At 57.4% G+C, this 14,046-nt stretch carries 12 protein-coding genes; all 12 read left to right on the top strand.

Annotated features, from left to right (window positions below):
- The 12 genes from AC1RRC_RS28745 to AC1RRC_RS28690 all read left to right on the top strand — a co-directional run bounded on the left by AC1RRC_RS28745 (position 1) and on the right by AC1RRC_RS28690 (position 13,994).
- Positions 1 to 2,424, top strand: coding sequence for a putative bifunctional diguanylate cyclase/phosphodiesterase (locus AC1RRC_RS28745; protein WP_493059081.1), 2,424 nt, complete (start codon positions 1 to 3; stop codon positions 2,422 to 2,424).
- Positions 2,424 to 2,957 (top strand): hypothetical protein, encoded by a 534-nt coding sequence (locus tag AC1RRC_RS28740; protein ID WP_493059079.1) that lies wholly within the window; start codon positions 2,424 to 2,426, stop codon positions 2,955 to 2,957. The genes AC1RRC_RS28745 and AC1RRC_RS28740 overlap by 1 nt, the downstream gene beginning before the upstream one ends.
- Complete coding sequence (locus AC1RRC_RS28735) at positions 2,914 to 3,453, top strand: low molecular weight protein tyrosine phosphatase family protein (RefSeq protein ID WP_493059078.1); 540 nt, start codon at positions 2,914 to 2,916, stop codon at positions 3,451 to 3,453. The genes AC1RRC_RS28740 and AC1RRC_RS28735 overlap by 44 nt, the downstream gene beginning before the upstream one ends.
- Before the next feature lie 231 nt (positions 3,454 to 3,684).
- On the top strand, positions 3,685 to 4,350 hold the full coding sequence (locus AC1RRC_RS28730) for a hypothetical protein (RefSeq protein WP_493059077.1): 666 nt from the start codon (positions 3,685 to 3,687) through the stop codon (positions 4,348 to 4,350).
- 473 nt (positions 4,351 to 4,823) lie between these two features.
- Positions 4,824 to 5,231 (top strand): hypothetical protein, encoded by a 408-nt coding sequence (locus tag AC1RRC_RS28725; protein ID WP_493059076.1) that lies wholly within the window; start codon positions 4,824 to 4,826, stop codon positions 5,229 to 5,231.
- 148 nt (positions 5,232 to 5,379) lie between these two features.
- A complete protein-coding gene (locus tag AC1RRC_RS28720; RefSeq protein ID WP_493059213.1) occupies positions 5,380 to 6,738 on the top strand; it encodes an IS4 family transposase in 1,359 nt (452 codons plus the stop codon).
- A 65-nt stretch (positions 6,739 to 6,803) separates the two neighbouring features.
- The gene (locus tag AC1RRC_RS28715; protein ID WP_493059075.1) at positions 6,804 to 7,181 is read left to right on the top strand and encodes a hypothetical protein; all 378 of its coding nucleotides are present in this window, start codon (positions 6,804 to 6,806) and stop codon (positions 7,179 to 7,181) included.
- 34 nt (positions 7,182 to 7,215) lie between these two features.
- Entirely contained in the window at positions 7,216 to 7,479 is a 264-nt protein-coding gene (locus tag AC1RRC_RS28710) for a hypothetical protein (protein ID WP_493059074.1), read from the top strand.
- 73 nt (positions 7,480 to 7,552) lie between these two features.
- The gene (locus tag AC1RRC_RS28705) at positions 7,553 to 7,978 is read left to right on the top strand and encodes a hypothetical protein (RefSeq protein WP_493059073.1); all 426 of its coding nucleotides are present in this window, start codon (positions 7,553 to 7,555) and stop codon (positions 7,976 to 7,978) included.
- Between the two features lie 17 nt (positions 7,979 to 7,995).
- A complete protein-coding gene (locus AC1RRC_RS28700; RefSeq protein WP_493059072.1) occupies positions 7,996 to 8,466 on the top strand; it encodes an SMI1/KNR4 family protein in 471 nt (156 codons plus the stop codon).
- A 630-nt stretch (positions 8,467 to 9,096) separates the two neighbouring features.
- Positions 9,097 to 11,277 carry a prolyl oligopeptidase family serine peptidase gene (locus AC1RRC_RS28695; RefSeq protein WP_493059071.1) on the top strand — a complete coding sequence of 727 codons (2,181 nt, stop codon included), beginning with the start codon at positions 9,097 to 9,099 and terminating at the stop codon, positions 11,275 to 11,277.
- 266 nt (positions 11,278 to 11,543) lie between these two features.
- A complete protein-coding gene (locus AC1RRC_RS28690; RefSeq protein ID WP_493059070.1) occupies positions 11,544 to 13,994 on the top strand; it encodes a zinc-dependent metalloprotease in 2,451 nt (816 codons plus the stop codon).
- Positions 13,995 to 14,046: the final 52 nt, after the last annotated feature.

Genomic DNA, 14,046 nt, shown 5'->3' with positions numbered 1-14,046 from the left:
ATGCGCGCACGCTTGCACTTCCGCAGCCTGGAAAGCCGCATCCTGACCCTGTTCCTGCTGCTGATCGTGGCGGTGCAGGTGACGGGCTTGCTGGTGATTCAGCGCGGCATCGAGTCGAACGCGCGCGGCGCCATCGCACAGGAACTCAATAACGGCGGCAAGGTGTTCCGCCGGCTGTTGGACCAAAATGCCCAGAGCCTGCGCTTCGGTGCGCGCCTGCTGGCGCGGGACACCGCGTTTGTGGCGGCCATCGGCAACAATGACGAGTCGGACCGGGCCACGATCGAATCGGCCCTGGCCAATCACGGCCGCCGCATCAAGGCGTCGGCATCGATGCTGGTCAGCGCCGAGCGTGCCATCAGCGCCACCACCAGCGAGGTGCATGCGGCCGGCCTGAAAAAACTCGTGCTGGGCATGCTGGACCAGGCCGAAGCAGCCGACGGCGCCAATGGTATCGGCATTGTCGACCGCTATCCGTACCAGGTGGTGGTCATGCCGGTCAAGGCGCCGATCGTGATTGGCTGGATTGTCATGACGTTCCCGATCGACCGCCAGCTCGTCGAAGAGATGCGCAACATCAGCGCGCTGCAAACGTCGATTGTCACCCGCGACAGCAAAGGCGGATGGCTGCCGGTGGCGTCGACGTTGCCGATTCCGCTGGCGACAGCGCTGGTGCAGAACATGGAATCTGCCAAGCCGGGCAGCGACGGCGCGTTCGAAGCGGAACTGCCCGATGCGCGCTACAGCGCGCGCCGCCTTGAAATCGGCGAAGACGCCGGGCAGGGCGTGTCGGTCGTGCTGGCCCGGTCGTTTGACGATGCGATTGCCGAATACGCCCGCCTGGAGCGCTGGCTGCTGGCGCTGACGGTGGCGGGAATCGTGATTTCCGCGTCCATCAGCGTGGTGACGGCGAAACGCATTGCACAGCCGATCCGGGAACTGGTGACGGTCGCGAAGCGGCTGGAAAAAGGGGATTACAAGGGCCAGATCGAATTCGTGCGCGAAGATGAAATCGGCGCCCTGGCGCACGCGTTTGACAGCATGCGCGACGGGATCGCGCGGCGCGAGCAGGAAATCCGCCGCCTAGCGTATTGGGACACGCTGACCAATTTGCCAAACCGCGCGCAATTCGTGCTGCATTTACTGGATGCGATCGACGCGGCGCGCAAGCATGAAACCTCGGCCTTTGTGCTGATGATGGACCTGGACCGTTTTAAACATGTCAACGACGTGCTGGGCCACAGCTTCGGCGATGCGCTGCTGCGCCAGGTGGCCGAGCGGCTGCAACTGACCTTGGCCAACCGGCGCAACACCACGGCCCAGGTGGCCCGCCTGGGCGGCGATGAATTCGTCGTGCTGCTGCCGGACTGCAGCCTGGAACAGGCGCAAATGGTGGCCCGTGAATTGCTGCAATCGCTGGAGACACCGCTGTCGCTGGAAGACCAGATGGTCGACATCGGCGCCGGCATGGGGATCGCGGGCTATCCGCTGCACGGCGACGATCCGGAACAGTTAATGAGCCTGGCGGAAGTCGCGATGTACACCGCCAAGCAGCGCACCGAGGGCGCGGTGGTCTATGACGCCGCGTTTGACCAGTCCAGCGCGCAAAGCCTGTCGCTGTTGACGGAATTGCGCAACGCGATCGAGCGCAATGAATTCCGGCTGTTCGTCCAGCCCAAGATCGCGCTGGCGACCGGCCAGGTGGTGGGGGCGGAGGCGCTGGTGCGTTGGGTGCACCCCGAGCGGGGCAATGTGTTCCCTGACCAGTTCATCCCCTTTGCCGAGCAGACCGGCTTTATCCGCGTGCTGACGCGCTGGATGATGGAACAGTCGGCCATCCTGTCGCAGCAGTTGGCCAGCCAGGGCATTCATCTGAAACTGTCGGTCAACCTGTCCACGCGCGACTTGATGGACCAGGATTTGCCGGTCAAATTTGCCGACGTGCTGGCCCGCCACCAACTCGCGCCCTCCGCGTTTTGCCTGGAAATCACGGAAAGCGCCATCATGGACGACCCGGTCCGCGCCCAGCAAACGCTGGAGCGGCTGCACCTGATGGGCATGGATTTGTCGATCGACGATTTCGGCACCGGGTATTCGTCGCTGGCGTACCTGAAACGCTTGCCGGTCAATGAGTTGAAGATCGATAAATCCTTCGTGCTGAACATGGAGCACGACATCGGCGACACCAAGATCGTCCGTTCCACCATCGACCTGGGCCACAACATGGGCTTGCGGGTGGTGGCGGAGGGGATCGAGAGCGAAGCGGTGTGGCGCTTGCTGATGCTGATGGGGTGTGATCAGGGGCAGGGGTATTTTATGAGCAGGCCGATGCCGGCTGCCGACCTGGCCAAGTGGATTGGGCAGTGGCGGGCGCCGGACGGGCTGGCGGAGAGGGCTGTTTCTTCGACTGAGGCTGAGTTGTGATGGGGCGTGGCATTTTTTGGGCGGTTACTTTTTCCGTATGTGCTGCACTGCATCCGGTACATGCGCAGGACGGGTTTGGTATCGAGGACGAGAACTTGCGGCCGGTGCCACCTGCGGTAGCCGCAGCCTTGCGCGCCTATGTCAGGAATACGGACTACAAGGAATGCGCCGATGGGGAGTTTGTCGGTAGCGCCGTGGACCTGACTGGGGCTGGTAAAAAACCTGATTGGATTGCGAAGACTGCCGATGGATGCGCTTGGGGGGCGGCCACTGCAATCATCTGGGTATTAAAGAGGGACAAGACCCAGTACCGAGTCGTGCTTGGCCATGGTGGCCAGGGCGTAGTCCTTCTGGACACAAAGACGAAAGGACTTCGGGACCTCAGAATGCCTAGCGGTACTGCTGGTCATTATTCGGATTCGTTATTGAAGTTCGATGGCTGGCGATACAAAGTGATTAGCTCGTGCATGATCGATTGGCAGGATCCTGATGCAAGCAAGAAATATTCAAATGGGAAATGCCGGGAAAATTAGCCCTGGGCTCGTATATGACATGAAAAATGCAGGAAAACGCGAGAAGAACTGGAAGGATTTGTATATCAGGTCGACAAAGCTCGCACGCGCAAAGCAACTTGGTATTGAGTATCCTAGAGTTTCCGAAGCCGAACTAAGAAAAAAACCTGTTTCCGAGCCAGGTGAACGAATCAACGTCCTTTTCGTATGTAGCAAAAATCAATGGCGAAGTCCGACGGCAGAAACAGTCTGGCGCACTCATCCAAGATTGAATGTGCGGTCTGGAGGAACAAGCCCTAACGCTCGGCACCACGTTTCAGAGGATGACATTCGGTGGGCTGATGTAATCATGGTTATGGAAGAAAAGCATAAGTCTCGGTTAAAGGCGGAATACACGCGAGTTCTGGATTTTAAGCCTATCCATGTGCTGGATATTCCTGATGATTATAGGTATATGGATACCGAATTGGTCGAGCAGCTGATACAGGCAGTACCGTCAATTCTGATGTTAGAGTGATGTCGGGAATCGGCCAGAAGCGGACGGGTTTAGCATGGTCAACAGAGGAGCTTGAAAGTATTTATGGAGCAGGACACCAAGCCGTACTTGGCCATGAAGGAAGCGGGAGCCTCCGCTGAAGATGTATATCGTAAAGCTCGTGAAGGCGGTTACTAACGCCACGAATGTTTGAGTTTGATAGCGGCCGTTGCCGCCATAACACTTGAGAAGAAATCACAAAATTCGAAATAGATGAAAAAGATACTCACAGCAGTCCTTGGTGCTCTTGGTGTTACGTCGACAAATGTGGAAGCAGAACCACCCAAGGTGGTAAATGTGCCAGTTGAATCGATTCGATTTTCTATACCTACCATTTCTTTGGATTCGGTCGAGTTTGATATGCCGACCGCAAGTAGCTTCAAGGGTGCACCTCAGTTTCATGAAGATGAGTGGGCTCAATTGGAGTTTTTCCCAAGGACTCGCCTTTCCGAGGTCCAACAACTTCTGAAAGAACTTAAGTCCTTCGAAGCGGAAAATCGAATTCCATACGGATGGAAACAGATTTACAAACGCGAGCTTAGCCGCGCCCCGCTAGGCGTGTCACCGGTTGATTTGGGGCGTGAATTGAACGCCCAAATCCTTCCAGCGCCCATCCTAACCACATCTTCCCAGCCACTTGGGCAGGTACGGCATGGATATAGCTTGGAGCTGGGTAAAAATGCGTATCTCTATGGCCTGCAGTCAGATGGGCACATCACGGTGCTTGGAGTTTCATTACAGGGCGCTGATGATATCTTGCTCTCAAGTTCGTTCTTAACGCTGAACCAGCGATATGGATTGATATTGGTGGATTGGCGACAGCAGTTTGTGCTTACATCCGTAAATAGCAATGGGCAGTTTGAGTTGTGGCGCCCGTAGGCTGCTGATGGCCAAGAGTTGATCTTAGGTATTCATCTGTCCTTTCACAGTCGGGAGTATTCGTCGTGCAGTTGAAAATTCAGGTAACCCGTGGCGGCGAGGTGATTTTGGCGGGGGCATCTTCAAGTGGGACAGCCTATTATGGAGGACCACCTCCGGAAACAGGAATATGGAAGCTGAGCATCGTAAAAATTGAAAATTACTTTAATAGGATTTGAAAGGAGTGTCTTAAGTTGTGGCAATATTATTCTCGCTGGGCTTGCCTCAGCTTGGTAATGGTCCGAAATGCGAATATTTGGTATCACTGCTTGAAAGAATGCGAACTCGATGAATTGAATTTTTTTCACAAAGGAACTACGGAAGAGGGCTGAAACCTCTCATTTCCGGACTTCGCAGCGAACATAACGATTAGAATCCAGAGGAATATGCGGTTTTTTATAGTGATATTGTTTTCTCTTTTATCGGCTTGCTCAGTGACTTCGCCCTCCAGCCGAACATCAGAATTGCTCCCATCCACAATTGAAAAACTCTACGATGAGGGTTCCAAAAATTCGAATGGGAATGGGTCAGGTATCATTAAACTAAGCGAAAAAAAAGTTAACTTGTTTGTTAATGCGATTTGGGGGAGTTCGCTGAAAGATAAACTCAAGGAATCAAAGTTGCAGGATGCGATTAAACGTGGAGCTATAACGAGCATTACTTTTGCCGGCATCGGCCCTCTTGGGTGCGGAAGCGGTGAATTTAGACTTATTCGTATTGAGGAAGAGGAAGGCGGGGAGGTGTGGACCATAAATATTTGCGGGGAGAGAAGATGTTTATTTGATAAAACTGGAACTTTGCATCGTATTGGAGAATATCAGGTGCAACGAATTTCGCCTTGAATCACGATGGGCCTTAAGCCATTCCATTACACACATCTCGGCCTCCCGTCCTGAATGCTGCCGGAAAGCCGTTTACATTCAATGAGTTGCAAGCCCGCTTGTAAACTTGCTCGATTTCGCGTTTACTCTCGTCTTTTGGGCGGCGCACGTGAGCAGAAGGCAAGCAGCACAGAGTTGGACCGACGACGAATTTGCCGGACTGGACCTGGGCGATGCCCGCCGTAACAACAGGGCGAGAAAATTGATGGAAACATTCGCGGCCAAACCGAAGGCCAGCATTCCCGAAGCGTGTGACAACTGGACGGAGACGCATGCGGCCTACCGCTTTTTGGCCAACGAGGACGTGACATGGGATGGCATCCTGGCGCTGCACTGGGCACGCACGGTGGAGCGCATGGCGACACAGAAGGTTGTGTTGTGCATTCAGGACACGACTGAACTGGACTTCAGCGGTCAGGACATTGATGGCCTCGGTCCGCTCAACTATGAAGCGCGGCGCGGCATGTTTTTGCATCCAACGTACGCGGTGTCGGTGCAGCGTGAGCCACTGGGCTTGCTCGATGGGTGGATGTGGGCACGAGAAGCCCGTGGCGCGGACGGGCTTCGCCCTGCCAGTGTGAAGGAAAGCGAACGCTGGATCGAGGGCTACGAGCGGGTCGCAGAGCAAGCTGCGCATTTGCCCGATACGCGCTTGGTGTACGTGGCCGACCGCGAAGCGGACATGATGGGAATGCTCCGGCGTGCAGCCCAGTTGGACACGCCCGCCGATTGGCTGGTGCGCGCCAAATATGACCGGTGCCTTGCTGACGGCGAAGGTAAGCGCTTGTGGTCGGAAACCACGGCCGATACGCCACTGGGCGAAATCAGCTTCATCATGGACGGGCGCGGTAAGCAAAAAGCACGGCAGGTGCGCCAGCAGGTGTGGGCCAAGCGCGTGGTGCTGCGTGATGGCAAGCGCGGCAAGATCGAAGCGACCTGCATCGTGGTGCGCGAAATGGCGGCGCCTGCGGGCATCAAACCGGTGGAGTGGCGCTTGCTGACCAACCGCTCCGCCGCCACGCTGGCCGATGCCTGCGAACTGATTGATTGGTATCGGGCACGCTGGGAAATCGAAATCTTTTTCAACGTGCTCAAGAATGGCTGCGAAGTCGAAGAGCTGCAACTGTCCGCCATGGACCGGCTGGAGCGGGCGATGGCCCTGTTTATGGTGGTGGCCTGGCGTATCGCATACTTGATGCGCATGGGGCGCACCTGTCCGGATCTCGACGCCACATTGTTCTTTGATCCCGACGAAATCCGGGCGGCCTATTTGCTCAATAAAAAGAAAGCGCCCATTACGCCCGGCATGAACGAGGTGTTGCGCATGGTGGCCCGTGTCGGCGGTTTTCTCGCACGAAAACATGACGGCGAACCCGGCGTGAAGACAATCTGGCTTGGACTGCAGGATGTTCAAGTTTCGGCTCAGACAATCAGGACGTTACACGAAATGGGGGCTTTGCAAGATTGAGTTGTGTGTAATGGAATGACGTCAAGCTTCATCGTCCCGGAAGCGCGGTGAATGGAACCACTATAGTGCAGCGCGATTCCGCAGATTTCTTGGTGGATGGTGAGTCGCTATTAGCCCGTCTTGTCAAGATGAATGGCGGACATGGCGACTTCATGGGGGGCTTCGTGCACGGTTTTGCCGAAGCTAAAGCACAAGCCTTAAGTGAACTCTTGCTCGAGAAATTTGAGCAGCGTCGAGTCGGCATATACATTTGTCCTGAATGCGGCGATATCGGATGCGGAAGATTTTCGGTTATGGTGGAGCGGCGAGCCGATGAGGTAATTTGGTCAGAATTCGCCTATGAAAATGGCTACGAAGAGCCTTGGATATTTGAAAAAATGGGGTCGTTCCGGTTCGAGTCTTCGCAGTATGAAAAGGCTATTCGTCAGTCTGCAGAGATTTAATGGATGCCTCTATTCGGCCAAGAGCAGACATTGAGTGGACTTCCGTATGAGACCTCATATTATTTACACTGAATCGGCCATACTGTTGTCAAAGAAGGATTATGTGACATGGCAGGAAATACAGCAGGATTTCCCAGATTACAAAGCATCACTCGGCCCTTGGATTGATGCAGAGGTAGTGGAGTATCTTGATGAAGAGTATGTCGATATTTTTCCAAACGCGCACAAACAGGTTGCTGAGTTTCTAAACTCAGAGTCAAAGGCTGCTGTGGTACGGTTCGCGAAGCAGGTACCATAATCCAAGTCAGCAACCGGCCAGAAGTCGACGCCGATGCCGATGCCGAAAGAGTTAAATTTATTGGGCTAATTAGATGTGCCAGAATATTAATGAATACTTGGCGTCGCTAAACTGGACAGAGAAAGTACCACCTGTCGTGGACTTCCATATGTATTTCTTGGGTAACACCGAAGAGGAATGCATCGCACCGAATCAATGGGAATGCGGACGGCCATCCATCACTGAGCTGTATGCAAGGTTCAAGGAGATAGCGGCCAGGCAAGACGTAGAAAAAGTGCTAGTCGGATTGCACTCTGACTGGGATGACCCTGACTACACTGACGGTTTCCCTCCAGGGGAGAATGTTCATATTTTAACCTCCGCCAGCAAGTGTGACGTTGAGAATTGGATAGTTGGCCTAGGGGCTGATGGAGTGGTCAAGGGCTGGCCCTATGGGAAACCAGGAAACGCGCCGGAGCCGTCAGACGGGTACGCAGTTTATTCCGTATGCTGGGACTAATAATTATCTATTTGCTTATGAAAAAATCTGAACCTTGGACGAGTATCATTTCATATTGGAGTCGATACGGTCTGCCAATCCGTCAGGGCGTGACATTGGAGTCAATCAAGGCCTTTGAAGAGAAATACCAGATCACTTTACCATTCGACTTCGCTGAGTATTTGCAAGCCGTTGATGGAACTGGCATCGATGATTCAGACGAAAATATTCTTAGTTTCTTGTCGCTTGCTGAAATGCGGCCTGTTCACGAAGTGTTGGATGACTCTGGAGGTGTCGTGTACCCCGACCGGTTTGCATATCCCCAATGCTTTGTATTTGCAGACTATTTGATGAGCTCGTGGCTCTACGCTATTCAGATAACTTCGGACGCGGCGGCCTTAGGGCCAGTTTATCGTGTAACGGCGAGCGAAATTCCCGGCCAAATGGAGGCTGCTTCATTTCGCGAATTCATGACGAGGTATGCGAAAGACCCGGAAAGTGTTTTATAGCGAACGTCCGCAGGCGATTGCAGCCAGTCACCTAATAAGTAAGTACTGCAGGGGCGTCCCATTTTTCGCAGCCAGCCTAATTTCGAAGTCTGGAAAATCACCTATGGGCAGATATATCGCCTGCTTCGGTTCGTATCCCATGATTCAGTCCTTGCGAAATGTGTCTAAAGCTTGGACCGGTGAAACGGAGTATGGTTCGCTTTAGCGTTTCGCCCCTTGGAACTGGATCAAAATAGACGTTCGCCCTGAATTTGTAGACCATTCTCGACATACGCCTTGGTGTTTTCGACCGAACGAGACGTAGACGGCCCGGAATATACTGAGTTAGACCATGAATCAATTTGACATGTGTCTCGGGGATGCCGCCATAGGGGGAGACAACCGGCACTCATGTTGAGCTGGCCGCGTCGAATGCCGTGCTTTGGGGACGCAAAGTGCGACGTCAAAAGATGCACAGCCTGTGGCCATTTCATGTTTCTGAAGAACGCACCAAATATTCCTCGCCCCACACCCATCGAGATCGTATCTTATTTGCCACACTTACAGATATCATCATATACAGTGCGGCGATCCCAGCACTTGCCCAACACATCGACAACAACACACCCACGAAAACGAGACCACCCCGCTATGCAACTGAAACGCGCTTCCCTGATGTTCGCCCTGGCTGCCGCCTTTGGCGGTTCCGCTTTTGCGCAAACCTGCCCGGCCACCGGCCCTGCCACCAGCTACCCAGTGACCAAGAAAGTCGACCAGCAGGACAACTACCACGGCACCACGGTCGCCGACCCGTATCGCTGGCTGGAAGACGCGAACAGCGCGGAAACCAAGGAATGGGTGGATGCGCAAAACAAGGTGACGCAGGCTTACCTGGCGCAGATTCCGAACCGTGACGCCATCAAGCAGCGCCTGACCAAGCTGTGGAACTATGAGCGTTTCAGTGTGACGTACCAGGAAGGCGGCCGCTATTTCTATAGCCGTAACGACGGCTTGCAAAACCAGGCGGTGCTGTACACGATGAAATCGCTGTCCGACACGCCACGCGTGCTGCTGGACCCGAACACCCTGGCGCTTGATGGCACCGTGGCGCTGGCCGGCACCGCCGTCAGCCCGAACGGCAAATACCTGGCGTACAGCACGGCCGCTTCCGGCTCGGACTGGAATGAAATCCGCGTGCGCCATATCGATTCCGGCAAGGACACGGAAGACCACATCAAGTGGGTGAAATTCTCCAGCACCGCGTGGGCGCATGACGGTTCCGGCTTCTATTACAGCCGCTATGACGAACCGACCGAAGCCACCAAGCTGGCCGGTGTGAACTACTTCCAGAAACTGTACTTCCACAAACTGGGCACGCCGCAAAGCGCCGATACGCTGGTCTATGACCGTCCGGACCAAAAGGAATGGGGCTTCTCCGGCGAAGTCACCGATGATGGCCGTTACCTGGTGATCTCGTCGTCGCAGGGCACCGAGCGCAAATCGCGCATCTTTTTCAAGGACTTGAAGCAAAAGGATGCGAAAGTCACGGGCTTGATGGAAGCGTTCGACGCGGCCTATGACTTCATCGACAACGATGGTCCTGTGTTCTACTTCCGCACCGACAAGAATGCGCCGCGCTCGCGCATCATCGCGGTGGACGTGCGCAAACCGGATCCATTGCAGTGGAAAGAAGTCGTGGCCGAAGCGCCGCAAACCCTGGTGTCGGCCAACATCATCAACAACCAGCTGGTGGTCGATTACCTGAGCGACGCGCACAGCGCCGTCAAGGTGTTCGACTTGAAGGGCAAGTTCGTGCGCGACGTGGAGCTGCCAGGCATTGGTTCGGCCGGTGGCTTCAATGGGAAGCGCGGCGACAAGGAAACGTTCTATTCGTACACCAGCTTCACGAATCCAACCACGATCTATCGCTACGACATGAAGTCGGGCAAGAGCACCGTATACCGCCAGCCGAAGGTCGACTTCGATCCGTCGCAGTTCGAAACGCGCCAGGTGTTCTACACCAGCAAGGATGGCACCAAGGTGCCGATGTTCATCGTGTCGAAAAAAGGCATCAAGCTCGATGGCTCCAACCCGACTTACCTGTACGGCTATGGCGGCTTCAATATCCCGCTGACCCCGGCGTTCTCGGTGGCCAACCTGGCGTGGGTGGAAATGGGCGGAGTGTATGCGATGGCCAACCTTCGCGGCGGCGGCGAGTACGGCGAAGCGTGGCACAAGGCCGGCACCAAGCTGCAAAAGCAAAACGTGTTCGATGACTTCATCGGCGCGGCGGAATGGCTGGTGGCCAACAAGGTGTCGTCGCCGTCCAAGCTGTCGATCGGCGGTGGCAGCAACGGCGGCTTGCTGGTGGGCGCGACCATGACCCAGCGTCCGGACCTGTTCGCGGCGGCGATTCCTGCCGTCGGCGTGCTCGATATGCTGCGCTTCCAGAAGTTCACCATCGGCTGGGCGTGGACCTCGGACTACGGTTCGTCCGACAATGCCGATGAATTCCAGGCGCTGTATAAATATTCGCCGCTGCACAACCTGAAGCAGGGCTCGTGCTACCCGGCCACCATGGTGGTGACGGCTGACCATGACGACCGCGTGGTCCCGGCGCACAGCTTCAAGTTTGCCGCCGCGGCGCAAGCGGCGCAGGGTGGCGCCAACCCGATCCTGATCCGCATTGACACCAAGGCGGGCCACGGCGCGGGCAAGCCGACCGGCAAGCAGATCGAGGAAGTCACCGATCGCTGGGGCTTCCTGTCGAAAGCACTGGGCATGAAAGTGCAGGACGGCGCGGCTAGCGCGACCGGCAGCGGCGCGCAGTAATTGCCGTGACGGGGCCGGACCGGTGACTCAGCCGGTCCGGCTCACATGGCGTTTGGTGGGAAGCGGGGCGGCACCGCAGCAACGTAGGGCGGTAAGCCGCAGGCTTGCCGCCATTGCGTGCGCACCAGTGCTGCGATTGCCTGCGGCAGTGCCTAGACGGCGGCTTTCGCTATGCGAAAACCGCCCTACCTGTCCCATCCACGACATACCTTCCTCATTGAACGACTCCTATGTGCCGGGCTACCGTGCCTCAATTTCCTTCGACCATGATCGCAACCCGCTCCGCCTTGCTGGCCACCTTGTTGTTGACGGCCATTCCAGTTTTGCCCACCAACGCCGCCACGTCGGCAAGCCAATCAAAAACCCTGCAGGATCACATCCACGGCCTGGCTTCCCAGTCCGGTTTCATCGACCTGTGGCGCGATGCCGCGCAAGGCCGCGTGCTGCTGGGTGTTTCCGCGCTGGACCAGCCGTTCCTGCTAATGAGTTCTTTGCCCTATGCGCTGGGTTCGAACGACGTTGGCCTGGACCGCCGCCAGTCCGGCGAGGTGAAAATGGTGCGTTTCCAAAAGCATGGCAACCGCCTGTTTCTGGTGCAGGACAACACCCGCTTCCTGGCCAATTCATCAGACGTCGATGAACGCGCCGCCGTGGCGGAATCGTTTGCCGGCGCGGTGCTGTGGGCCGGCGAGATCCTGGCCAGCGATGGCGGGCGGCACCTTATCGATTTTTCCTCGTTCTTGCTGGCCGACCAGCATGGCGTGGCGGCCCGTTTGGCGGAAACGAAGCAGGGCAGCTACGGCGTGGATGCGAAACGCAGCGCGGTGCTGGCGGCGGACGCCAAGGCTTTCCCTGACAACATCGAGCTGGAAGCCTTGCTGACCTTCCAGGGCCCGGGGCAGGGTGAATGGGTGAAACAGGTGGCGGCCGACCCGAACAGCCTGACCATGCGCCAGCACATCAGCATGGTGCGGCTGCCCGACAGCGGATACCGTCCGCGCAGCTACCATCCGCAATCGGGCGGCTTTGACATCGGCTACATTGATTTCGCCACGCCGCTGGCGTCCAGCCTGGACGTGCGCTGGCAAGTGCGGCACCGGCTGGAAAAGACCGATCCCGCCGCCGCGGTCAGCACCGTGAAAAAACCGATTGTGTATTACGTCGACCGCGGCGCGCCCGAACCAGTGCGCACGGCCTTGCTGGAAGGCGCGCGCTGGTGGTCCAGCGCCTTTGAAAAGGCCGGCTTCAAGGATGCGTACAAGGTCGAACTGTTGCCGGAAGGCGCCGATCCGATGGATGTGCGCTACAACATCATCACCTGGACGCACCGCGCCACGCGCGGCTGGTCGTACGGGAACGCGCTGGCCAATCCGCTGACCGGAGAAATCATCCGTGGCGCCGTGACCCTGGGTTCGCAGCGCGTGCGGCAAGATATCCTCATCGCGGAAAGTTTGTTAGCGCCGTATGGAAAGAGCGGCAACAAGGAACAACTGGCCGAACAGATGGCGCTGGCGCGCCTGCGCCAGTTGTCCGCCCATGAGGTCGGACATACCCTGGGCTTTGCCCACAACTTTGCCGCCAGCCGCCATGGCAATGGTTCGGTGCTCGATTATCCGCATCCAGTGCTAAAGCTGACCGCGCAGGGCGAGGTGGACCTGGCCGATGCGTATGGCAACGGCGTTGGTCCGTGGGACGACTACATCGTCAAGCACGTGTATGGCCAGTTTGCCGGCGATGAGCAGGCGGCGCTGGCGCAACTGCGGCGCGAAGCGCAAGCGGCCGGGTTGACGTATGTTGGCGATACCGATGCGCGTTCGCCCGGCGCCGCGCATCCGCATGGCTTGCTGTGGGATTTTGGCCCGGACATCGTGAAAACCTGGGACAGTTTATCGGCCGTGCGCAAGCGGGCGCTGGACAACTTCAGCTTCAGTGTCTTGCCGGATGCCCGCCAGGCCGGGGAAATCGAAGCGCGGCTGGTGCCGGTCTACCTGCTGCAGCGCTATCAGGCCGAAGGGCTGGCGCGCCTGGTGGCGGGCGGTGAATTCGAATATGCGGCGGTGGCCGATATCCGGGCCGGCGCCGCGCGCGGCGGCGTGCGCCCGGTGGCGCCGGCCACCCAGCGCGACGCGCTGAATAAACTGGCGTCGACCCTGCAGGCCGAATACCTGGCGTTGCCGCCCAATGTGCTTGATGTGCTGACGCCGCCGTCGCAGGGCTATGAGCGCAGCCGCGAGTATTTCGACACCCGCATGGGCGGCGTGTTCGACGCGCTGTCGGCGGCCGAAGCGGGCGCCGCGCACAGCGCGTCGTTCCTGCTCGACGCCGGACGCCTGAACCGCCTCGCGTGGCAGCACGCGCGCGATGCGAAACAGCCGGGTGTGGCCGAAGTCGTCGGGCTGCTGTTGCAGCGCACCTGGCGGCGCGACGCGGTGCCCGCATCGGTGGCGGGTGGTGAAGCGGTGCAACTGGCCGCCAACTGGGTGGTGCTGGATACGGTCTTGCACACGCTGAACGGCGGCAAGCTGCACGCCGGCGTCGATGCCGAAGTGCGCCGCCTGCTGGCGGACTTTGCCGGCTGGCTCGGGAAAAATCCGGGGCAGGGCGTGACGGCGGCCAGCCGCCAGGAAGCGGCTACCTTCATCAAGGCCTACTTGCATGACCCGCGCAGCGTGAAATTGCGGCCGTTGCCGCCAGTGCCTCCGGGCGCACCGATTTGATGCGCGGTTGATGCACCTTGCAGCCGCGCCGGCGGGTGCGGCTGCCTGAAAT

The sequence above is a fragment of the Pseudoduganella sp. GW821-FHT12E03 genome (assembly GCF_058807115.1).
This window is presented reverse-complemented; position numbering and strand designations above follow the sequence as displayed.

Bases quoted from the DNA above. Each gene is read 5' to 3' on its own strand.
- AC1RRC_RS28745 (WP_493059081.1), top strand. From the start codon at position 1: ATGCGCGCACGCTTGCACTTCCGCAGCCTGGAAAGCCGCATCCTGACC.
- AC1RRC_RS28740 (WP_493059079.1), top strand. From the start codon at position 2,424: ATGGGGCGTGGCATTTTTTGGGCGGTTACTTTTTCCGTATGTGCTGCA.
- AC1RRC_RS28735 (WP_493059078.1), top strand. From the start codon at position 2,914: ATGCAAGCAAGAAATATTCAAATGGGAAATGCCGGGAAAATTAGCCCT.
- AC1RRC_RS28730 (WP_493059077.1), top strand. From the start codon at position 3,685: ATGAAAAAGATACTCACAGCAGTCCTTGGTGCTCTTGGTGTTACGTCG.
- AC1RRC_RS28705 (WP_493059073.1), top strand. From the start codon at position 7,553: ATGTGCCAGAATATTAATGAATACTTGGCGTCGCTAAACTGGACAGAG.
- AC1RRC_RS28700 (WP_493059072.1), top strand. From the start codon at position 7,996: ATGAAAAAATCTGAACCTTGGACGAGTATCATTTCATATTGGAGTCGA.
- AC1RRC_RS28695 (WP_493059071.1), top strand. From the start codon at position 9,097: ATGCAACTGAAACGCGCTTCCCTGATGTTCGCCCTGGCTGCCGCCTTT.
- AC1RRC_RS28690 (WP_493059070.1), top strand. From the start codon at position 11,544: ATGATCGCAACCCGCTCCGCCTTGCTGGCCACCTTGTTGTTGACGGCC.